Consider the following 20,559-nt stretch of genomic DNA (forward strand, 5'->3'; position numbering starts at 1 on the left):
AGTGGGGTATCTCCCTCGCAGCCGCCCTGGCGCGGCATCTGGGTGGATTTCCGATGGATTTAGGCAAGGCGGGTTGGCTCTCCTCGTTGCTCGAGGAGTCGGTCGCGGCCCACGTACGCGCACCGGGACCCGTCGTGCCCTCGGGCCTCCCCGAGTCCAGCTCTGGCCGGGCCCGTGCCCGCTCGTACGTGCGCCGGATGCTGCGCGCCAGCGGACTGCTCTACGGCACGCCCGCGGATGGCGGAGCCGTCACGGAGGGCGCGTCCGCCGAGTCCACCGGAACGGGCGCCCCCGAGGAGGTTCTCTTCCGTGCCGTGGTGCGCACCTTCGCGCGGATGGCCCTGGACATCGCGTCCCTGGCCGGCGCACCCGAGGGTCCTCGCCGCGAGCAGCTCCTGCTCCTCTTCGCCGTCCTCACCGGGCAGCTCGACGAGGCCCAGGCCATCGAGGAGAAGCTGCGCCAGCAGCACGCGGTTCCGCGCAGGTCATGGGGCAAGGTGGAGGACGCGCTGGAGCGCCGCGCCATGTCGCTGTCGGGAGACCCGGCCTACGGGCTCGTCCTGCACAACGGTGCCCTCTACGCCGACGCGCACATGTTCGGCCGGCAGGCGCTCGACTACTTCGCGCGAGGCGGGTTGAACCGCGAGATGGCCCGGCGCCGCATCGACTTCGCCGCCCGGCAGAAGGCGCTGCTCGTGGAGGTGCTCACGGGCCTGGCCTGTGTGGACCGGCAGCCCACCTACTCCGCGCGCCGGGCCATCCTCCGGCAGGTGGAGGACCTGGGGTTGCCGGACGAGCTCGAGAGCGAGCTGCGTGCCGCCGTGAGACAGTCCTTCGAGCGCAAGCGCTCCCTGAGCACGGCGGTGAAGGGCGTGCGCAGCGTGGACCTGCGGCGGTTCATCCTGGAGCAGACGCTGCTGGCTTCGCTGGTGGATGGCCGGCGCTCGCGAGGGGAGCGTGCCTTCATCGAGCGGCTCGCCCAGGCGCTCCGGGTGCCGGAGAGCACCGTGCACCACCTGGAGCTGGAGGTGGCCGAGTTCTACGCGAAGAACCGCTCCGTGGTGGATGTCTTCACGGTGTCCTCGGCGGCGAACCTGATGGGCGAGGACCTCGTGTCCAGCATGCAGAACGCGCTGGAGCGCAACTTCTACCGGCTCATGCAGGAGGTCCGCGAGACGGGCGAGCTGTACCACCTGCTCACCAAGGCTGCGCGGAGGCAGCCGCTCACGGCCGAGGAGCGCCAGCGCATGCGGGCGCAACTGATTGACGTGGCCAAGGCGATTCCCGCGCTGGCCATCTTCGCGGCGCCGGGAGGCATGCTGTTGCTGGTGGCGCTGGCGAAGGTGTTGCCCTTCAACCTGCTGCCGAGCTCCTTCCAGGACGAGCCCGAGCCCGCGAATCCCGACGAAGAAGGCTCGGGCGGCGGGGACGATCCTCCGGTGCGCAAGGCGGGCTGAGCCCGGCCCTCTCGCAGACCGTGCTTGCCGTCCGATGCGGCGAACGGGTATGGTGCCGCCCTGTGATGATTTTGATTCTCATTATCATTATCGGCCTGTGCGAATCGTATCCGGGTGTGGGCACGGCACATCAATCCTGGGGCGGGGCGGGTGTTCGTCCGGGCTCCGGAGCGACCAGGGGATTGTCATGAACGCATCTCCCTCTCCGAGGCAGGAACGCCAGTGGTTGTGGCTGCTGGCGGGCATGCAGTTCACCCACCTGCTGGATTTCATGATCGTGATGCCGTTGGGGCCGGAGTTCATGCGGAGGTTTGGCATCACGGCCGCGCAGTTCGGGGCGATGGTGTCCGCGTACACGCTGGCCTCGGCGGTGATGGGGGTGCTGGGGGTGTTCTGGCTGGATCGGTTCGATCGCAAGCGCGCGCTGTTGTTGCTCTACGCGGGATTCATCCTCGCGACCCTGGCCTGCGGCGCGGCGGGAAGCCATACGTGGCTGCTCGTGGCGAGAACCGTGGCGGGCTCGTGTGCGGGGCTGATGGGGGCCGTGCTCCTGGCCATCGTGGGGGACCTGGTTCCGGCGGAGCGGCGGGGACGCGCCATTGGCACGGTGATGTCTGCGTATGGACTGTGCGGAGTGGCCGGAGTGCCGATGGGCCTGGGACTCGCCAGTCAGTTTGGCTGGCGCGCGCCGTTCTGGGTGATCTGCGCGCTCGCGGGTGGGGTGTGGCTGTGTCTGTGGTGGACCCTGCCCGCGGTGGATCGTCATCTGACCGGGGCCCGTGAAGACAGCAATCGCTCCCAGCTCGTGCCGGGCTGGACTCCGGAGCTGGGGCTGGGGTGGTTGCTGACCTTTGGCGTGGTGTTCTCTGGCTTCCTGCTGATTCCCTATCTGAGCCCCTACATGGTGGGGAATCTGGGTCTGCGTCTGGTGGACCTGTCCTGGGTGTATCTGTTTGGCGGAGCGGCCTCGCTGTTGAGCTCGCGGTGGATCGGCCACCTGGCCGACCGTTACGGCCCGGCCCGGGTGCTGGCCGCGCTGCTGGTGGGCACGATGGGACCGCATCTGGTGTTCACGCACCTGACCGCCTCACCGCCGCCGGTCGTGGGCCTGGTCTTCGTGCTGTTCATGACGCTGACCTCGGGCCGGGCCATTCCCACGATGGCCCTGGTCGCGTCCCGGGTGCCGCCGGCGCTGCGGGGGCGCTACCTCGCGGTGAACTCGGCGGCGAGCGATGCCGCCTCGGGACTCGGGGCGTGGGTGAGCGGCTGGATGCTCATGGCGGCACCGGACGGAGCGCTGATCGGCTTCGGCCGCGTGGGTTGGGTCGCGGTGGGGGTGACGGTCTTCGCGCTCTGCACCTTGTGGACGTTCGGGCGGAGCGCTGTCTCCCGGAGCGCCGCGCCGGCCTGAGGGCTCGCGGGCTCCGCTTCATCTGTCAAACGCAGTCATCAGTGAAAGGATGTGTCATGCACTACCCGCTTGGTAGTAAGAGCTCGTCATTGCCTCTACCCATCCAGGGCAGGATGGAGCTTGGCAACTCGAACCGCCTGTTGGCGGATGCGAAGCGGCTGATTCCCGGCATCACCCAGACGATGATGAAGCGGCCGGAGATGTTCGCTCCAGGCTCCTTCCCGGTCTACATCGCGAGAGGGCAGGGCGCGCTGGTGGAAGATGTCGATGGCCAGCAGTACATCGATTACATCTGTGGGCTCGGGGCGAGCTCGCTCGGCCACAATCATCCTGTCGTCCTGAATGCCATCCGTGAGTATCTGGAGCAGGGCCTCATCCACTCCCTGCCCACGCCCATCGAGATCAGCGCCACGCAGACGCTGGTCGACTCCGTTCCCGGCGCGGAGATGGCGCGGTTCTTCAAGACGGGGGTGGAGGCGACCTCGGCGGCGGTGCGGCTGGCGCGCTACATCACGGGCAAGGAGCAGATCATCACGGTGGGCTACAACGGCTGGCATGATCACTTCATGTACGACACACCGGGCGTCCCCGCCGTGCTGGCCTCGTATACGCGGCGCATGCCGCTCTTCGAGGAGCCGGACGAGGCGGCGCTGCTGGCCTGCATCGAGCAGAACGCGAAGCAGCTCGCCCTGGTGCTGCTCTCGGTGCCGTTCAACCGGTGCCTGAGCCGTGAGTTCGTGCAGAAGGTGCGCGCCACCTGTAGCGCCCACGAGGTGCTGTTCGTGCTGGACGAGGTGATCACCGGCTTCCGCCTGGCGAAGGGGGGCGCACAGGAGTTCTTCGACGTGAAGGCCGACTTCGTCTGCCTGTCCAAGGCCATTGCGGCGGGCATGCCCCTGTCGGCGGTGGCCGGGCCGGAGAAGCACCTGCGCAAGCTCGAGGCGCTGCAGGTGTCGACCACGTTTGGCGGGGAGCTGCTGTCGCTGGCGGTGGGCCAGGCGGTCATCAAGGAGTACCAGCGGAGTGGCTACTACGAGCATATCGCCGCACTGGGCCGGAGGCTGCGCTCGGGCATCAACGCCAGGGCCGAGCAGCTCGGCTCGCCGCTGCGGGTGCTGGGGTACGATGCCATCCCGCTCCTTCGCTTCTCGAAGGACCCCGCGGAGAACGCGAAGCTGACACAACCGTTCCAGGCCGGCATGGCGCGCCGTGGCATCCTGCTGCGGCGGGACCTGAACTTCATCTGCGGGGCGCACACCGCGGAGCAGATCGACTACACGATCGACATGGCCGAGGAAGTGCTGCGGGAAGGCGCCAGGCAGTCCGCCAGCGCGGCCTGAGCTGGAAGGCGCGGCCAAGCGTCACCTTGGCGCCAGTGGAACCATGTTTCACTGGCGCTCGCCGCGGGGGGCCACTAGGACGGGCACCCCACGCATTCAAGGAGACGCACCCATGGCCAGGATCACCCTGAAGGGAAACGCGATTCAGACCGAGGGCAACCTGCCCGCGGTGGGCAGCCAGGCGCCGGACGCCACGCTCACGGGTCTCGACCTCGGTGACAAGAAGCTCTCGTCGATTTCCGGCAAGCGCGTGCTCAACATCTTCCCGAGCGTTGACACCAGTGTCTGCGCGACGTCGGTGCGCACGTTCAACAAACGCGCGACCGAGAAGCCGAACGTCACGGTAATCAACGTTTCGATGGATCTGCCGTTCGCGCTCAAGCGCTTCTGCGGCGCCGAGGGCATCGAGAAGGCGCTGACGTTCTCGGGCTTCCGTGGCGACTTCGGCAAGCAGTACGGAGTGACCATCAAGGAGGGAGGACTGGCGGGCCTCTACTCGCGCGCGGTCGTCGTGCTCGACGAGAGTGGCAAGGTTCTCCACGCCGAGCAGGTGCCCGAGATCGGCCAGGAGCCGAACTACGACGCGGCGCTCGCGAAGCTGTAGCCCGCGCCTCTCCCCTGAAGTCACAGTCCTGGACGTGAAGCGCAAGGTGCTCGAGCCCATCCTGCCCAAGGCCGAGGAGCTGGCGCTGCTGGCGCACGTGCATCAGCGCAAGTCGTCCACCGGAGCGCTGGAGGGCGAGCCCGAGGCCACCGTGCTCTGCAATCGCCTGCCCATGTGAGGACGGCAAGAGCACGGTCCACCTCGTGTCGCTGGAGAAGCGCTACACGAACGGGCAGTTCGACTTCCAGGGCGCGGGCGCCAACGACTGGATCCGCTTGGTGAGCCTGGCCCACTGGTCCTTCTTCAGCGTGGAGCCGGAGCAGGGCTTCAGCGGGCTGCTGCGCAACCTGGGCCGCCAGCCGAACACGCTGCAGCTCCCGGTGAGCCTGCCCGCGAGCAGCCCGGCCGCGCCCTGCCTGGAGCAGGGCTATGTCCCCGTGACGCACCGGATGCGCCGGGGGAGCAAGAGCGTGTCCTTCTACCGAGGGCCGCTGGTGCCGGGCGAGAACCCGGACAGCGTGTCACTGCCCGTGCGGTGCGCGGACGAGCTGGTGCGCTACGACCCGGCCACGAGGCTCTTCGATGTGTCCTACGCCTCCGCGTGGGAGCTGGGGCGGATGCTGACGCTGGCCAACACGTGCCCACGGGCACGCCGCTCGTGTACACCAAGAACCTGAGCGACCGCTCCGGAGAGGGAACGGAGCTGCTCATCAACCCAGTTCCCTACAGCCCCACCAGGACCCTTTAGGTCCTGACTCGATTGGAGGACGTGGCCATGCGTTTCCGAGCGTGCATCGCACTTCTGCTCTATGTCTCAGCCTGCGCTACGTCAGCGCCTGGCCCAAGAGAGCCAGCGGCCCGAGACCCGAGGCTCGCCAACCTCCAGCGAGCGGCGACGCTGCCCTGGACGGACGGGGGGCGGTGCGCCGTACGGGAGGCTTCCGAGCCCTGGCCCGTGCTGGCGGAGCGGTGCTATCAGGCCCTGGACCATGACCGGCTCGAGTTTCACGACCCCACGGGACGATGCGCGATTGCCTCCGCGGGTGCCGCGGCCACGGGACTTGGGGTCTGCGTTCTGGCGGCACCCGAGCTCGTCGTGGGAGCAGTCGTTGTGGCGGGCGTTGTAGTGGTGGGCTTCGCCATCAAAGAAGCCTTGGATACTTACGCGGAGAAGAAGGGTCGTCCCCAAGTAAGGCCCGTGCCTGAAGTGCGCCCCGTGCCAGAAGTGAAGCCCGTGCCCGAAACAAAGCCCGCGCCGCAGGAGCCCTCGCCGAAAAAAAGGCCCAAGCCGGAGCCAAGAGGGCCGGATTTCCCTCCTCTGGATCCACCCGAAGTCACGGAGCGAGACCGCCGCCCGGAGTGCGAGCCTCGACCAGTGACGCACCGTGGCGGTCATGACCCGCACAACGAATGCGCCGACAAAATTCCAAACAACAGCTTTCCCGGCTGGGATGTGCGCGTCAACGGGAAGGATTACGACGGGCTGCAATTGGCCACGCTCACTCTGTGGGACGTCAAGACGGATGATTTTGACAAGCACTCACCACACTCTCAGAAGTTCTTTATCAAAATGAAACTGGGCGAGCTACAACGCGAGAAGAGACTCGCAGAAGAGTGTGGGTATGACTTCATTGTTGGCGTACGCAGCGAAGCGCACAAGACCGCGCTAAAGCGCGCGGATCCCACCCTTAAAGTCGTCGTCATGGACTGGTGCTGAAATGACATCTAGCCACAACGAGCTTGGCATCATCGTCTACGCGCCTGCACTCGTGCGCGGCGATGCGCTATCTCTCGCCATCATCCACGGGATGGAACGTGCGCTTCCGGGCTTGCGTCTGGGATGGACGACTTCCGGAAAGGAAGACCTTATTGCATTGCCTCACCGCGATGAATGGGTCGCGGCAAACAGCACGGACGGCGGACTTCCGTTCCTCTGCAACGATGATGATGACCACCTCGTGACTGTTGCTGGGTGGGAAAATCCGAACGGTCTTGCAGCAGGCAGCCCGCCGCACTTTGAAGTCCATGCGGACCTGCCGCTAGACGCAGCCGGCATCGCCGCAGCAGCGGATATGCTGGAAGCCGTAGCGGAGGGCGCACGCGCGTTCTGGGGGCACGCGACACCGTTCAACGCGGGTGTGGAGATCGCAGAGCAGACGAGTCCCACGTTGGAAGGGCCTCCGTGTCCTCCCCGGGGACTGCCAGCGCTCAAGCTCCCAAAGAAAATCCGCGCGCCTGAGATTCCGCATCGCCTCGGGTGGCTGAACTACTGGTCGGCCGCTGCCGCACGGGCCATCGGCTTTCCTGACCCTGCCCGCGATGCGGACCTGCTCGCGCGCGCACGGCGCACGGCGTCGGGCGGGTGGGTTGTCCGGCTCACTGATGCTCCGCTCGACCTGGACAACCCCGCCCACCTGGACGCGCTTAAACGGGCCTACGAGCGCTTCCCGGAGATCGGCGGGCGCGAAGCCCCTTGAGGCTCGGCACGGCTCGCGGTGGCCGTGCTCAGGGCGCCGCCTTCTGGCTCACATGGAACGTGACGTTCCCGAGGGTGACGGTGCGCGGCCCCCCTGCCTCCCACAGCTTGAGGGTACAGGGGCAGCCGAGCTGCGCGCGGTCCCCCCAATGCCCACCACGACGGCACCGGCCCCATTCGCGGGAATGGGCGCCTGTTGCCACGCGACGAGCGCTACCTCTTCCCGGTCGAGTCCACCAGCGCCGCCCCCGCCAGCGTCCAGGGCTCCGCGCCGGGGTTATCGAGGCCCAACCGCACAGCGAGTGGTGATGGAAGCCGTGCCAGTTGTCTGACACCTTTTGCGGCACGAGGTGTGCAGCGCGAACGCCCTCCTCCTCTGACTACACGCGGCTCGCGAAGCTCCGCCGCCACTCCGATGGAGAGACCTTCACCGCCTTCGCGAAGTGCTCGCGGAGCACCGACGTTGAGCCGAAGCCCACCTCCTCCGCAATACGCTCGATCGACAGGCTGGTGCGTTCGAGGAGGTGTTGCGCCCGCCGCACGCGCGCCTGCGCCACCCACTGCGCTGGCGTGATGCCGAGGTGCTGCCTGACGTGTCGGCTCAACGTGCGCGTGCTCAGCCCCGCCCGCTTCGCCAGCGCCGGGAGCGAGAGATCTCCGCCGACGTTACGCTCGAGCCACGTCCCCAAGGCCGCGAGCGAGGTCTCCTCGGTGGCCGGCGGCAGGTGCTCGATGAACTGCGCCTGACCGCCGCTGCGCTCCAGCGGGGCCACCGCCTGCCGCGCCACATGCGCCGCTTGTGCCGCGCCAAGGTCCTTCCGCACCACATGCAGACAGAGATCCACCGCGGCCGTGGCTCCCGCCGACGTGAGAAGACCTCCATGGTCGACGAAGAGCACCGCCGGGTCGACCTGCACCGCGGGGAAGCGCTCCTGGAGCGCGGCGCACGCCCGCCAGTGCGTCGTGGCGCGCAACCCGTCGAGGACTCCAGCCGCCGCGAGCACGAAGGCGCCCGTGCAGATCGACATCACGCGAGGCCGCCTGGCGCGTGGAGCCGACAGCGTCCGCCGCAACGCCGCCACCTCCTCCGCGGGCATGGGCGCATCCTCCTCCAGCCCGGGCACGACCACGGTGTGCGCACGCGCCAGCTCCCGCAGGCGGAATGGCACCTCCAACTGCACGTGAAGCGAGCGCACCCGTGGCCGCACCGAGCACACCCGCACCTCGTAGGCCGGGCTCCCGTCCGCGTTCCGAGCCCGCCCGAAGAGCTCGCATGGCACCGAGAGGTCGCCCAGCACGACTCCATCGAACGCCAGCACCACCACCCGCCGTGTCTTGATTCCTGCGATGTTTGTCTTTTCGGCCACTAGCGCGGACGTCTACCCCAGACGCATCATCGCGCGCAATGAGACCCGTACCTTCCGACATCATGGCCACGGTGGGCCCTGCCCTCGCCGCGCTCGTCTTCGTCTTCGGCATGTCACGCGTGCGCGAGCCCGCGCGGTTGACACTCAACTCGCTCCTCGTCACCGGCGCCAGCGGGGCCTACCTCGCCGGCGGACTGGGCGTCTGGGAGCTTGCCTTCCCTGCGCTGCTCCTTCCGGTGAGCTGGCTGTCGCGCTCGTCGTACCGGGCGGTCGCGTGTGCGTGGTGGCTCCACGCCGCGTGGGACCTGGTGCACCACTTCTGGGCTCACCCCATCTGGCCCTTCATGGAGACCTCGTCGTGGGGCTGCCTGGTATTCGACTCGCTGATCGCCGTGTGGTTCTTCCGCCTCGGCACGCCCGTCACCCGCCAGGCGTGAGGGGCTTGATCAGATCTTTGCCGGGCAGGTCAGCGCCCGAGGAAGGGCTCGACGGCTGCGACCATCGCCGGGGACTCGAACAGGTCGTAATGCGTGCGGCCGGGGAGGATGGCGAGGCTCGACTTCGGGCGGCCGCTGCCGTCGAGGCCGCCATCGCGCTGGCCTCCGCCGAGCAGCCCATAGAACTGCGCGATGTACGAGGGCGGCATGGAGTCCGCGTCGGCGAACACGAGGAGGACGGGCATGGAGAGCTTCGACACCTCCGCGGACCAGTCGCAGGGGCGGCGCTGGAGCTCGCCGGTCTTGTCGATGAGGCGCGCGAAGCCCGCCGGGTCGGGCGCGATGGCGGCGTAGGTCTGGTACACCGGCGAGGGCTTCATCATGTCGGCGATTGCGCCGGTCAGGTGCTGGAACGCCGCGGCCACCTCCGGGTACCAGCCGGTGTTGCTGAACGGCGCACCCACCACGACGAGCTTGCGCACACGTGACGGGTGCTGGATTGCGAGGCGCAAGCTGACGCCACCGCCGAGCGAATAGCCGAGCACGTCCGCCTGCGGCACCCGCAGCTCTTCGAGCAGCGCCGCGACATCATCCGCCAGCTGCTCGTAGCGCAGCGGCCGGTCGGCGTCGGCGGTCCTGCCGTGGCCCTGGAGGTCGACCGAGATGACCTGGCGGCCCTGCGCGAGGCGCGCCGCGACCGGCGCGTCCAGCAGGGTGTTGTGGAGCCCGCCATGCAGCAGCACGAGCGGGGTGCCTCCGTCCGCGAGCGAGCCGCGCACTTCGTAGTAGAGGCTCAGGCCGTTCACGTGGGCGTAGCCGGTCTTCGTCGGGGCGGTGGGAGAGGTCATGGGGGAGGGTTCACGAGAGGAGAGGGTGGAGGTGCAGGAGACGGCGAGGAGGGACAGGGTGGCCAGGAGCGCTCTCACGCGAGCACCTCCGGCAGGCCGAAGGCGGCGAGCTGCGTGGGCTGGAACGTGGTGATCTCATGGATGAGGCCGTCGCGCACGTGGAGGACGTCGAGCTTGAAGGCGCGCAGCTCACGGTCGCCCGGTCGCCGCAGGTAGCTCATGGCCGCGGGCATGCGGTTGGCCCACACGGGCACCAGCCTCCACTCGCCCATGGCGTTCGCGCGCTCCAGCAGCGGGAGCACCTGGTCCACGCCCTCGAAGCACGCGGGCAGCGGCGGCATGGTCACGCGCACGTCGCGCGTGAGCAGCGCGATGGACGCCTTGCAGTCGCCGCTCTGGTGCGCCGCCATGAACGCCGCCAGCAGCGCGCGCTCGTCGGCCGTCACAGCGTCACCGCGCGCGGGCACCTCGTGGCGCGAGAGCGTGGCGCGTGCACGCTGGAGGCTGCTGTTGACCGCCGCGACCGAGGTCTCGAGCAGTGAGGCCGTCTCGGCCGCCGGCCAGTCGAGGAGCTCGCACAGCACGAAGGCCGCTCGCTGCCGCGGTGGCAGCCGCTGGATGAGGGCGAGGTAGCCCAGGGCGATGGACTCGCGCGTGACGGCCTGGTCCTCGAGCAGGGCGTCCGGGTAGGGCTGCAGCCAGGGAATGTCGGCGAACGAGCGCGCGGAGGTCGCCTGCCGCGAGGTGCTCCGCAGGTGGTCGAGGCAGGCGTTCGTGGCGATGCGATACAGCCAGCGCCGCATCCCGGCCTCACCGCCGCTCGCGTCGAACGCATCGCGCGCGTTCCACGCACGCAGCAGCGTCTCCTGCACGAGGTCGTCGGCCTCGGTGAACGAGCCAACCATGCGGTAGCAGTGGAGGTGCAGTGCGTGGCGGTGCGGCCGCACGAGCGCGTCGAAATCGGACATCGGGGGCGGGGAGTGGGTGGGTTCCATCATGCGCAATAGAACGACTGCAAGGAGCCGGACTCATCGGTCGACCGATATTTCTCCCCAACCTCAGTGAAAACGCGGACTTGGGGATGCGCGAGCGGGTGGGGGTGCGTCACCAAGACGCACGAGACGTTCCGAGCACGCACTTAAGGTGTCTTTCCATGATGACCGTGCGCATGGGCGCCCTGCTGTTCGCCCTGACCCTGCCGGGTTGTACCCAGAAGCCCTCGGAGACGTGGAAGGCCGAGGATGGCGGCATTCGCTGCGACACCCTTCAACATCTGGCGTGCACGGGGCTGTATGGCGAAGGCGGACAGGGTTGGGCGTCCAGACAGACAGGGCCCGGCGTGCGCTCCTTCGAGCCCGGGCTCCAGTTGTGGAGCGATGGTCTGGAGAAGTCACGTTTCATCTTCCTACCCCCCGGCACGCGGGTGGACTCCTCGCGGATGGACGAGTGGCGCTTCCCGGTGGGAACGAAGCTGTGGAAGGAGTTCCGCTGGAAGGGCAGGCGTATCGAGACCCGCTTCATGTGGAAGCAGGCCGAGGGCTCCTGGCTGCGGACGACGTACCGTTGGAGCGGTGACGAGAGCGTCGCGCTCGAGCTCACGGATGGCGAGCGGGACGTCCCCGGAACCGATGGCTTCGAGATTCCCAGCCAATTGGACTGTCTGGCGTGCCACCAGGGGCGAGGGGACGGGGTGCTCGGATTCGAGGCGGTGGCGCTCGCGCATGAGGCGGCCAAGGGGTTGTCGCTTCAACGGCTCGTTCAGGAAGGACTGCTCACGCACCCGCCCACCCAGGAGCTGCGCATCCCAGGGACTCCCGTCGAGCGGGAGGCGCTGGGGTGGTTGCACATCAACTGCGGGGTGTCGTGCCACAACGCGAATGAGAAGGCACTGGGGAGCGTCTCGGGCCCCCACCTGCGGCTGGAGGTGGCCGATCTCATCTCCGTCCAGCGGACGGATGCCTTCCGGACGGTGGTGGGGGTGCCCTCCCTGTTCCGGCCCGTCGTCCGGCTCGGCGGGAAGTTCATGAGGGTGGCGCCAGGGGATACGGCGCACAGCACGCTCCTCCACCGCATCAGCAGCCGCGAGCCCGCGGTCCAGATGCCCCCTCTGGGGACGCACGTCGTGGACGAAAAGGGCCACGCGCTCGTCCAGCGATGGATCGAATCGATGCAACAAGCCAACAGGTGAAAGACCTGCCCCCGGCCCGCTCTTCCGTGTTCTCCACGGTTTCATTGGGAACGCACGCCACGCGCGCCTACAGGCAGGCAGGTGACTCCGCCCCGTCTTGCGCGCGGCACATTCCCCCGTCTTCTGGCCGCTGTCCGCTTCCGTCCGGGGTGGGCAGCCTTCTCCCCGCCCGGTCTGCCGGGGGAAATCAGGAGGGGAGCCATGAACTCGCTGGAGCGAAGAGCCGGACGCACGCGGCTGGGCGTGATGCCGTGGGTGGTGTTGCTAGGGGTGTTCATCACGAATACGCAGGCACTCGCGCAGGCCCCGAAGCAGGATTCGCTGGAAGCCCGCATCCCGGAGACGCTCGCGTTCGCGGCGTCCCGCCTTCGCGACACCGCCGAGTCGCTGACACCCGGCGCCTTTCCCCAGGAGACGAGGGCGGACGGGACGTGGGTCACCTCGGATGCCACGGCCTTCACCAGTGGCTTCTTCGCCGGGAGCCTCTGGTACCTGTACGAGTACACGAAGGATCCGTACTGGCGCACCCAGGCCGAGCGTTGGCAGGACCCCCTCCGGGGCCAGGAGACGCGCACGGACGACCATGACCTCGGCTTCGTCCTCTACAGCAGCTTCGGGAACGGCTACCGCCTCACCGGCGATCCGTCCTACCGCGACCTCCTCCTGACCGCGGCGAACTCCCTCTCCCAGCGCTACTACGCGCCGCTGGGCTTCATCCGCTCGCGCGGGGACATCTCCGACCTGAAGGATCTGGATCTCATCATCGACACGATGGTGAACCTGGAGCTGTTGTTCTGGGCTTCACGCAACGGCGGCTCGCCCATGCTGCGAGAGATGGCCACGCGCCACGCGCTCAACACGCTGGAGAGTCACTTCCGCTCGGACGGCAGCACCTTCCAGGTGGCCCGGTTCGATCCGCTCACAGGGGTGCTGAAGGAGAACGGCAAGGAGCAGGGCTGCCGGTACGAGACGGTCTGGTCCCGTGGGCAGGCCTGGGCCGTCTACGGTTATACCGTGGCCTACCGCGAGACGAAGGACCGGCGCTTCCTCACCGGCGCGCGGAAGGCGGCCGACTTCTACATCTCCCACGCGCCAGGGGACCTGGTGGCCTACTGGGACTTCTTCGCCCCGGACATTCCCATGGCGCCGCGCGACGCCTCCGCGGCGGCCGCCACCGCGTCCGGGCTCATCGAGCTGAGCCAGTTGGAGACGGACTCCCGGCGCGCGGAGGCCTACCTGAACGCGGCGCGGGACATCCTGCTGGCACTGTCCTCGCCCGCATACCTGTCGAAGGGCACGCCGTTCCAGTCCGTGCTGCTGCATGGCACGGCCTTCAAGCCGCGCGGCCGGTTCGACATCGGGCTCGTCTATGCGGACTACTACTTCATCGAGGCGCTGCTGCGGTACCAGGCGCTCCGGCACCCGGAGTTGCGTGGGTTGGAGCGTCCTCCGGCGATCATCGCCACGCGCACGCCCATGCCGGATGACCCCTATGCCTCCGTGGGCGGGGACGTGCGGATCTTCTTCAGCGCGCCCGTGCGCGGCGTGAGCGCGACGACCTTCCTCCTGAAGAGGGGCTCCACGCTCGTGGCGGCGGACGTCTCGTACGATGCCGAGAGCCTTGTCGCGCGGCTCCACCCGCGCCAGCCCCTGCGCTACGATACCGAGTACGCGGTGCTGCTCACCAAGGACATCACCGGCCCGGATGGGCGGTCCATCGGCTTTCAGCGCTGGACATTCACCACGGAGCCGGCCCCGCTGGACCGCGCCGAGCACCGCTTCTTCGACTTCGAGACCGGCAGCCTGTCGGGCGTGGAGCGTGTCGAGGGGCCCGTCACGCTGGTGTCGGGAGTCGCGGCGCTGCGAGGAAACTGGTCCGCGAAGATTCCGGGCGCTGCCCCGGCGTTCCTGGAGGAATCCTTCCAGGGCACGGACGAGCTCTTCACGTCCTTCCTGTTGCGGATGGACACCGCGCCCACGGTAGACGCGAACCTCCTGTCGCTCTCGAAGGACGGCACGGTGGTGCCCCACGTGCTGTTGCGCCCGAACCGCGCGCTCCAGTTGATGAACGGGGACACGCCCGTGGGCACGCGGACGAACTTCATGACGGTGGGCGAGGTGTACCAGGTCGCGCTGCGGCAACGGGATGGCGGGGGGCGCTACGCCATCCTGGACCTGTACCTCAACGGACCGGGCGCGGAGTTCGAGTGTCCCTTCGCGTCCAGCCGGGTGCGGACCTCGGAGCCTCGGGAGAACCGGTTCCGGCTCGGTGCCATCGACGCCCCGCTGGACGTCACGCTCGACGACGTGCTGCTCGACACGGCACGCTGAGGAAGCTGGGGTTTCCAGACCTGTACAGTGAGCTACATCGGCGAGTAAGGGCGTGAGGAATCAAAGAAACCCCGCCTCCGGTAGGACCGGGGCGGGGCATGACGGGCAGGGGGCCTGCCCCGCTCGCTGACTACTGGCCGTCGAGCTTGCCGTCCAGGTTGCGGTCGAGCGCGATGCGCAGACCAGAGCCCGGCGGAACCGCGGTGAAGGTCACCTCCTGGCCCGCCTTGGTCGCCAGCGCACGGAGGGCCGTGGTGGTGATGTTCGCGGTGCCGTCGTCGGGCTTCCACGTCCCCGCGGTGCGGTCGTAGAGGAAGCCCTTCGGCTTGCTGCTCACGACCGTCTTCGCCACCAGGTCGGCCTCGTAGGTGGAGCCGCCCAGGACCTTCGACACGAACGGCGCCCGGGCGCGCGCGATGAGCAGATCAATGCGCGAGCCAACGGCGGCGGCGTTCGTCGACGTGAGCGTCACCTGCTGGCCCACGATGGGCGCCAGGTCGGAGTCCACCGCCAGCATGAAGGCCTCCACGTTGCGGCGCTCGGTGTCGCCCGGGAAGCCCACGAGCGGGCCACCGACGCTCGTGTTGGAGAACACGATGGCGCTGAAGAAGCGGAAGATGGTGTCCACCGCGCCGTCATGCGTGAAGCCGAAGCCGCGGATCTGGTCTCCCGTCGGTCCCGTCTCCGGATGCTGGAAGAAGCTGCTGTCCGGGAAGCCGAACATCCCGACCTTCGTGTACATGTTGCGCACGTGGGGAATCTTCATGATCTGGCTGATTCCCTCGAAGCTCGAGCGGCCGTCGGTGCCGTAGAAGCCCTGCGAGGCATCAATGGTGTGGCAGCCGTTGCAGTTGAAGCCGGTGTCCGTGCCGATGGCGATGCCGTCCACGCGACGGCTGCCAAAGTAGAAGTCGCGGCCGGCCTGCTGGGCGGTGGTGAGCGAGTTGTCCAACTTGCGGATGGGGTTCGGCGGCAGCTGCACCTGGAGCTGGAAGGCGGTGAACTTGTTCATCTCCTCTTCAGTCGGCATCGAGGCGCGGCCGAGCAGCCCCTCGTACGCCACGATGAAGTTCTTGAACGACACATCCTCCGCGTTCGAGTTGATGCCGAAGAAGCCGTTCGAGCGATCACCCCGCCAATGCATGGCACCCGAGTTCGCCATGCCGCGCAGGGTCTGCGTCGTCATGGGCCCCTTCATCGGGTGGAAGGAATGCTGGTCGCCAGTGCCGTTGATGGGCGAGCCCGGGTGACCGGTGAGCACCTGGAACGCGCCTATCGCCAGATCGCTCGCGAGGCGCTTGTCGATGGGGTTGGAGGACACCTCGTCGTCCGGATTGCCCAGATCCCAGGCGAGCTCGTCCTTGTCTCCGGAGATGTGGCAGCTGGCGCAGGACGCCTCGCCGTTGGCGGAGGAGAAGTTCGCGTCGTACAGGAAGGGACGGCCCTCCACGACGGAGGCGGGCTCCGGATTGTACAAGGCGGCCGAGGCCACCTGCTTCTTGGTGGCCAGGTCGATGACCTTCACCGCGTTGTCGAAGCGGGTCATCACGTAGAGGCGGTTGCGCGCCTCATCCAGCACCAGACCGCTGGGGCCGCCGCCGCTCACCGGGATGTAGTTGGCGCTCGCCGTCTTCGGGTCGAAGGTGTTGGCCTCCAGCGCCGTGGTGTCGAAGACACCGACCTTGTTCGAGCTGAACGCGGCCACGTACAGCTTCGCGCCGTCGCTCGAAATCGCCATCTCCGTCGGGGTGGAGAGGCTGTGATTCTTGGCCGTGGGATCGAACCCGGCGGAGCTGGCCAGCTTCGAGTAGTCGAGGTGCTTGTTGAGGTGGCGGGGGTAGACCGTTCCTCCGGAGATGACGGAGATGCGCATCTTCGCGATGTTGCCCTGCACCGTGCTGCCGCCGAAGACGCCGGGGCCCTCGAAGCGCGTGAGGTTGTTGGCTTCGCTGTTGGACGCGTACACCACGCCCGTCTTCGGGTTGGTGGCCAGGTTGAAGATGGTCGTGCCCACGCCCGTGTAGAAGGCCTTCTCCTGCAGGTTGTCCGCGTCGATGGCGAAGACATCCTTGTCGGGCAGGCTCAGGCGCACACCGTTGTTCCAGTTGCGGCTGAGCGTGTCCTCCCACTGCCCGGTGGTGCTGTTCCACTTGACGATCAATCCGGTCTCGGGAGCCTTCGCGCCCGCGACGTTCGTCCGAGGACCGGGCAGACCGCCCGGAAGGAGGTTGTTCCCCCACGGCCACGTGTCGGGGAAGACGAGACACATGCTCGAGCTCTCGAACCCGTCGCACACGGTGTCCATGCTGACGGTCGTCGTCTGGTTGCCGGACTGGGCAATGGCCGCATAGACCGTCTTCTTGTCAGGGCTGACGGCGAGGCCACGCGGGGTGTCGCCGAAGAGCGTCACGATGCGCACGGGCGTACCACCCAGCGTCGTTCCCAGGGAGGCCGGGTTGAAGACCCAGACGTCCGCGCGGCCCACACTCGGCGTGGTGAGCTGCGGGTCGCCCGCGCCGGGGACGGAGGCGATGGACGGGTCGGTGCGGTGCTGGCCGCGGTGCGCGGTGGTGATGAACGCATAGCCATTGGTGCCGGCGAACACGACGTCGCGCGGCTCATCGCCGACGAGCAGCGTGCGCACCACGCGCGGAGTCCCTTCCAGGCTCACCACGCTGATGCTGTCCGAGAGGTGGTTGACCACCCACACCTCGGTGTTGCTGCGCGCGGCGACGGCGACCGGTTCGAGGCCGACCGGCACCTCGGCGAGGAGGGAGAGGCCGGAGGCGGTGACCGAGAAGACCTCCAGGCGATTGTCCGGCGTATTGACGGCGAAGAGCCTCGTCCCGTCTGGCGAGAGGGCCATCGGACGTACGTGCGCGCTCTCGAACTCGATGAACGAGGGCGTCTGGGCGGTGGCACTGACCGAAACCAACATCGATACGGCGGCGCACAACGAAGCGGCTCGCGCGCGCCATCGGCTCAGGCTCGCGCCCACTTGCTGGGTTCCCATGGTTGGATCTCCTCGGCGGGATAAGCGTTGCAGTTCAGACCGCAACGGACGGGGAGTACCAAGCGACGCCACGACATCGCCCCCACCGAAGGGAGGGGAAACACCCCACCGGCTCGCGAAAGACCGCGTTGACGCGATGCGTCCTGGGCGGAACGACCCCTCGCGTGACGCATGACATCACGAGGACTGTAAAACTCTGTTTCCACGGAAGAACAGGAAAAATCCAGGAATCCGTGCTCTAATTGACCCTGGAATCAATCGGCGACAGGGGATGTGCCAATGCCGAGTCTTCGAACCGCAACGAGGAGTCGTCGTGCGTCATCGCCGCTCCTGACGGACGTCGCGGCGCATACGGCACCGATCGGCGAACATCCCTCGCACCTGCTGCCGACGAAGCTCTCTCCGCCGCAGACGACCTCCGTGCTGGTGGCGCGTGGCGCGCCGCTGCGGAAGATGGACCGCGGCGTCGGCGGGAAGCTGGTGCTGGTGACCGCGCCGCTCGGCTGGGGCAAGACGACGCTGCTGACGCAGTGGTACCGCGAAGCGTGCGCGCAGCGGCTGTTCGCGTGGCTGTCGCTCGATGAGCTGGACAACGCGCCCGAGCGGTTCTTCTCGTACCTGGTGGGGGCAATTCGCCGGGCTGCTCCGGACTTCGACGCGTACATCGCGAGCCAGCTCGACGCGCAAGTGGAGCTTCCGCTCGACCATGTCGTGTCCGTCGTGCTGCGGAGCCTGTGGAACCTGGGACGCGAGCTGGTGGTGGTGCTCGACGACTTCCACGTGCTGCGCGAGCCCGCGCTGGTACGGGCCTTCTCGTACCTGCTCGAGCACTCGCCGCCGCACGTCCACTGGGTCGTCTCGTCGCGCAACCTGCCCGAGCTGGACCTGGCGAAGCTGAAGCTCACCGAGCAACTGGTGACACTCGACAGCCGCGACCTGAGCCTGGATGGCGAGGCCATCCGCGAGCTGGGACAGCGCCTGTGTGACGCCGAGCTCGCGCCCGAGGACGTCGAGTACCTGCGCTCCTGCACCGAGGGATGGGTCGCCGGCGTGAAGCTGGCGCTGCTGTCGGTGGGCGAGCACGCGAACGTGGGGGAGGCACTGCGCAAGGCCATCGGTTCCGACCGCGACGTGGCGCGGTACCTCGCGGACGCGGTGCTGCGCGAGCAGACCGAAGAGGTGCACGAGTTCCTGGTGCTGAGCTCGGTGGTGGACCAGCTCAACGGGGAGCTGTGCAACGCGCTCCTGGGCATCACCCATGGGCCGGCGTTGCTGGCGAACCTCGAGCGGGCGCAGCTCTTCATCCAGCCGTTGGATCCCCAGCGTCAGTGGTATCGGTACCACGCCCTGTTCCTCGACTTCCTGAGGACCCAGCTCGCGTGCGACTTCGGCGACCGCATCCCCTGGCTGCATCGGGCGGCGAGCGCGTGGTTCGCCGAGCACCAACGGCCGGACGAGGCGCTGAAGCACGCGTTCGCCTCCGGAGACCGGAGCTGGTGCCTCGAGCTCACGGCGCGTTGCGCGGAGGCGTGGATGCGCGAGGGAGAGATCGCCTCCGTGCTCCACTGGACGGAGAAGCTGACGGCGGAGGAGATCATCCGCTCGCCGGCGATCTGCGTGGCGCACCTCGCGTGCCTCATCCTGTCCCGGCGCTACACGCAGGCCTCCTCGGCGCTGCAGGACGCCCAGCACCGCCTCGCGACCGCGTACGCCACATCAGAAACGGAGCGCGAGCGGCTGTCGAAGCAGCTCGAGCGCCTCACGCTGTTCCACTCCATCCTGTCCGACTCGGCCCCGGGCTCCGGCACCGAGCTGGACGCGTGGTCGGACCATGAGGACCCGAACGTCTTCATGGCGGGTGCGCTGCTGGCGGCGAAGGCCTACCAGGCGCTCCGGATGAACAGGTTCGATTCGATGCGCCGGCTCGCGCTGAGCGCGAGGGAGACACTGCAGGGACTCAACAGCCCCTTCATCAACGGCTACACGGACGTCCTCATCGCGCTGGCGGACCGGGCTCAGGGGAACATGAAGGACGCGGCGGAACGGTGCGAAGCGGCATTCGCGCAGGCGAACCGCGGCCGGCGCAACCCGGTGTGGGTGAACGCGGCAACGGCACTGGCCAACACCCGCTACGAGCAGAACCGGATCGACGAGGCCGAGGCGCTCTGCACCGAGGTGCTGCCGCTGCTGCCGCAGGCGTCCGCGTTCGAGACCTTCGCGATGGCCTACCTCGTGCTGGTCCGAATCAAGTCCATCCGCGGGAAGTCCACGGAGGCCTGGCAGCTCCTGGACTACCTTCACAGCGTCCTCGAGTGCGGTCACCAGACGCGCTTCCTCGCCCATGTCTGCGGCGAGAAGATCCGGCTCAGCCTGATGGAGCAGGCGCCGGAGCGCATGCGGGTGGTGGCGCAGGAGTTCGGCCTGGGCGAGCGCATGCGGCGCGGAGAGTGGAGCGAGCGGCGCTTCTACGACGAGACCTGGGAGCGGCTCGGGCTCGCGCAGGCGTGGGTGCTGATGGCGCGCGGGCGGCACGGCAAGGCGCACGCGCTGCTGGAGACGCTGCGAGCCAGCGCCCATGATGTGGGCTACGTGTCCCGGGAGAGCGCGTTGCTCGCGGCGATCGCGGTGGGCCACTGGCGTGCCGGAGACCCCACGGCGGCGTTCGCCGCGCTCAACCGGGGGATCGCGTTGGTGCAGCGCTTCGGCTTCAACCGCGGCGTGTTCGACGAGACACCGGGGCTGCAGGAGATCATCGTCGCGGCCGCCACCCAGCGGAAGCTGAGCCACGTGCTGCCCACCCGGTACACCGAGCGGTTCCAGGACGTGCTCTCGGCGGGGATGAGTGAGCCGCATGAGTTCGCGCCCCCACCCAGCGCGCCGCTCGAGCCGCTCACCGAGCGCGAGCTCCAGATGCTCAAGCTGCTCGCGCAGGGGCTGAGCAACCAGGAGATCAGCGAGCGCTCCAACGTGGCGCTCTCCACCACGAAGTGGCACCTGCGCAACGTGTTCGCCAAGCTCGATGTGACCACCCGCACGGCGGCCATCGTGAAGGCACAGGAGCGGCTCCACCGGAACCTGTGAGGTGCC

16 protein-coding genes are annotated in these 20,559 nt (G+C 68.0%); 12 read left to right on the forward strand and 4 right to left on the reverse strand.

Going from position 1 to position 20,559, the window contains the following annotated elements; translation table 11 throughout:
* Positions 1 to 53: 53 nt before the first annotated feature.
* From DAT35_RS35520 to DAT35_RS35550, 8 genes are all read left to right on the forward strand, one after another.
* On the forward strand, positions 54 to 1,457 hold the full coding sequence (locus tag DAT35_RS35520; protein ID WP_108073668.1) for a TerB family tellurite resistance protein: 1,404 nt from the start codon (positions 54 to 56) through the stop codon (positions 1,455 to 1,457).
* A 187-nt stretch (positions 1,458 to 1,644) separates the two neighbouring features.
* Positions 1,645 to 2,868 (forward strand): myxochelin export MFS transporter MxcK, encoded by a 1,224-nt coding sequence (gene mxcK, locus DAT35_RS35525; RefSeq protein WP_108073670.1) that lies wholly within the window; start codon positions 1,645 to 1,647, stop codon positions 2,866 to 2,868.
* Positions 2,869 to 2,957: 89 nt separating this feature from the next.
* Entirely contained in the window at positions 2,958 to 4,208 is a 1,251-nt protein-coding gene (gene mxcL / locus DAT35_RS35530; RefSeq protein ID WP_304466076.1) for a myxochelin B biosynthesis transaminase MxcL, read from the forward strand.
* A gap of 112 nt (positions 4,209 to 4,320) precedes the next feature.
* Positions 4,321 to 4,812 carry a thiol peroxidase gene (gene tpx / locus DAT35_RS35535; RefSeq protein WP_108073674.1) on the forward strand — a complete coding sequence of 164 codons (492 nt, stop codon included), beginning with the start codon at positions 4,321 to 4,323 and terminating at the stop codon, positions 4,810 to 4,812.
* 34 nt (positions 4,813 to 4,846) lie between these two features.
* Entirely contained in the window at positions 4,847 to 4,990 is a 144-nt protein-coding gene (locus DAT35_RS59380) for a hypothetical protein (protein ID WP_158502047.1), read from the forward strand.
* A gap of 25 nt (positions 4,991 to 5,015) precedes the next feature.
* Positions 5,016 to 5,489 carry a hypothetical protein gene (locus DAT35_RS35540; protein WP_108073676.1) on the forward strand — a complete coding sequence of 158 codons (474 nt, stop codon included), beginning with the start codon at positions 5,016 to 5,018 and terminating at the stop codon, positions 5,487 to 5,489.
* 278 nt (positions 5,490 to 5,767) lie between these two features.
* Positions 5,768 to 6,529 (forward strand): DUF6310 domain-containing protein, encoded by a 762-nt coding sequence (locus tag DAT35_RS35545; RefSeq protein WP_369946285.1) that lies wholly within the window; start codon positions 5,768 to 5,770, stop codon positions 6,527 to 6,529.
* A gap of 1 nt (position 6,530) precedes the next feature.
* The gene (locus tag DAT35_RS35550; protein ID WP_108073680.1) at positions 6,531 to 7,289 is read left to right on the forward strand and encodes a DUF5953 family protein; all 759 of its coding nucleotides are present in this window, start codon (positions 6,531 to 6,533) and stop codon (positions 7,287 to 7,289) included.
* A gap of 379 nt (positions 7,290 to 7,668) precedes the next feature.
* Here DAT35_RS35550 and DAT35_RS35555 read toward each other — a convergent pair whose 3' ends face one another.
* Positions 7,669 to 8,655: a GlxA family transcriptional regulator gene (locus tag DAT35_RS35555; RefSeq protein WP_233261919.1), complete on the reverse strand. Its 987-nt coding sequence runs from the start codon at positions 8,653 to 8,655 to the stop codon at positions 7,669 to 7,671.
* 38 nt (positions 8,656 to 8,693) lie between these two features.
* On the opposite strand from DAT35_RS35555, the gene DAT35_RS35560 reads away from it, so the two are divergent.
* Positions 8,694 to 9,092 (forward strand): DUF6010 family protein, encoded by a 399-nt coding sequence (locus DAT35_RS35560; RefSeq protein WP_146210034.1) that lies wholly within the window; start codon positions 8,694 to 8,696, stop codon positions 9,090 to 9,092.
* A gap of 29 nt (positions 9,093 to 9,121) precedes the next feature.
* Here DAT35_RS35560 and DAT35_RS35565 read toward each other — a convergent pair whose 3' ends face one another.
* Both DAT35_RS35565 and DAT35_RS35570 read right to left on the reverse strand, forming a co-directional pair.
* Complete coding sequence (locus DAT35_RS35565; protein WP_233261920.1) at positions 9,122 to 10,018, reverse strand: alpha/beta fold hydrolase; 897 nt, start codon at positions 10,016 to 10,018, stop codon at positions 9,122 to 9,124.
* Entirely contained in the window at positions 10,015 to 10,938 is a 924-nt protein-coding gene (locus DAT35_RS35570) for an RNA polymerase subunit sigma-70 (protein WP_199243091.1), read from the reverse strand. Before DAT35_RS35570 ends, DAT35_RS35565 begins: the two co-directional genes overlap by 4 nt.
* A gap of 155 nt (positions 10,939 to 11,093) precedes the next feature.
* Between DAT35_RS35570 and DAT35_RS35575 the strand changes: the two genes are divergently transcribed.
* Both DAT35_RS35575 and DAT35_RS35580 read left to right on the forward strand, forming a co-directional pair.
* The gene (locus tag DAT35_RS35575) at positions 11,094 to 12,128 is read left to right on the forward strand and encodes a hypothetical protein (RefSeq protein ID WP_108073686.1); all 1,035 of its coding nucleotides are present in this window, start codon (positions 11,094 to 11,096) and stop codon (positions 12,126 to 12,128) included.
* A 201-nt stretch (positions 12,129 to 12,329) separates the two neighbouring features.
* Positions 12,330 to 14,459, forward strand: a complete 2,130-nt coding sequence (locus DAT35_RS35580) for an Ig-like domain-containing protein (RefSeq protein ID WP_108073688.1) — start codon at positions 12,330 to 12,332, stop codon at positions 14,457 to 14,459.
* A gap of 130 nt (positions 14,460 to 14,589) precedes the next feature.
* Here DAT35_RS35580 and DAT35_RS35585 read toward each other — a convergent pair whose 3' ends face one another.
* Complete coding sequence (locus DAT35_RS35585; RefSeq protein ID WP_108073690.1) at positions 14,590 to 17,472, reverse strand: YncE family protein; 2,883 nt, start codon at positions 17,470 to 17,472, stop codon at positions 14,590 to 14,592.
* 279 nt (positions 17,473 to 17,751) lie between these two features.
* On the opposite strand from DAT35_RS35585, the gene DAT35_RS35590 reads away from it, so the two are divergent.
* Positions 17,752 to 20,553 carry a LuxR C-terminal-related transcriptional regulator gene (locus DAT35_RS35590; protein ID WP_233261921.1) on the forward strand — a complete coding sequence of 934 codons (2,802 nt, stop codon included), beginning with the start codon at positions 17,752 to 17,754 and terminating at the stop codon, positions 20,551 to 20,553.
* Positions 20,554 to 20,559 lie beyond the last annotated feature (6 nt).

This window comes from Vitiosangium sp. GDMCC 1.1324, from assembly GCF_003044305.1.
Lineage (GTDB): Bacteria > Myxococcota > Myxococcia > Myxococcales > Myxococcaceae > Archangium.

Excerpts from the sequence above, each read along its gene's own strand:
- DAT35_RS35520 (WP_108073668.1), top strand. The coding sequence starts at position 54 with ATGGATTTAGGCAAGGCGGGTTGGCTCTCCTCGTTGCTCGAGGAGTCG.
- DAT35_RS35570 (WP_199243091.1), bottom strand. The coding sequence starts at position 10,938 with ATGATGGAACCCACCCACTCCCCGCCCCCGATGTCCGATTTCGACGCG.
- DAT35_RS35560 (WP_146210034.1), top strand. The coding sequence starts at position 8,694 with ATGAGACCCGTACCTTCCGACATCATGGCCACGGTGGGCCCTGCCCTC.
- DAT35_RS35590 (WP_233261921.1), top strand. The coding sequence starts at position 17,752 with ATGCCGAGTCTTCGAACCGCAACGAGGAGTCGTCGTGCGTCATCGCCG.
- DAT35_RS35580 (WP_108073688.1), top strand. The coding sequence starts at position 12,330 with ATGAACTCGCTGGAGCGAAGAGCCGGACGCACGCGGCTGGGCGTGATG.
- DAT35_RS35550 (WP_108073680.1), top strand. The coding sequence starts at position 6,531 with ATGACATCTAGCCACAACGAGCTTGGCATCATCGTCTACGCGCCTGCA.
- tpx (WP_108073674.1), top strand. The coding sequence starts at position 4,321 with ATGGCCAGGATCACCCTGAAGGGAAACGCGATTCAGACCGAGGGCAAC.
- DAT35_RS35585 (WP_108073690.1), bottom strand. The coding sequence starts at position 17,472 with ATGGGAACCCAGCAAGTGGGCGCGAGCCTGAGCCGATGGCGCGCGCGA.
- mxcK (WP_108073670.1), top strand. The coding sequence starts at position 1,645 with ATGAACGCATCTCCCTCTCCGAGGCAGGAACGCCAGTGGTTGTGGCTG.
- DAT35_RS35575 (WP_108073686.1), top strand. The coding sequence starts at position 11,094 with ATGATGACCGTGCGCATGGGCGCCCTGCTGTTCGCCCTGACCCTGCCG.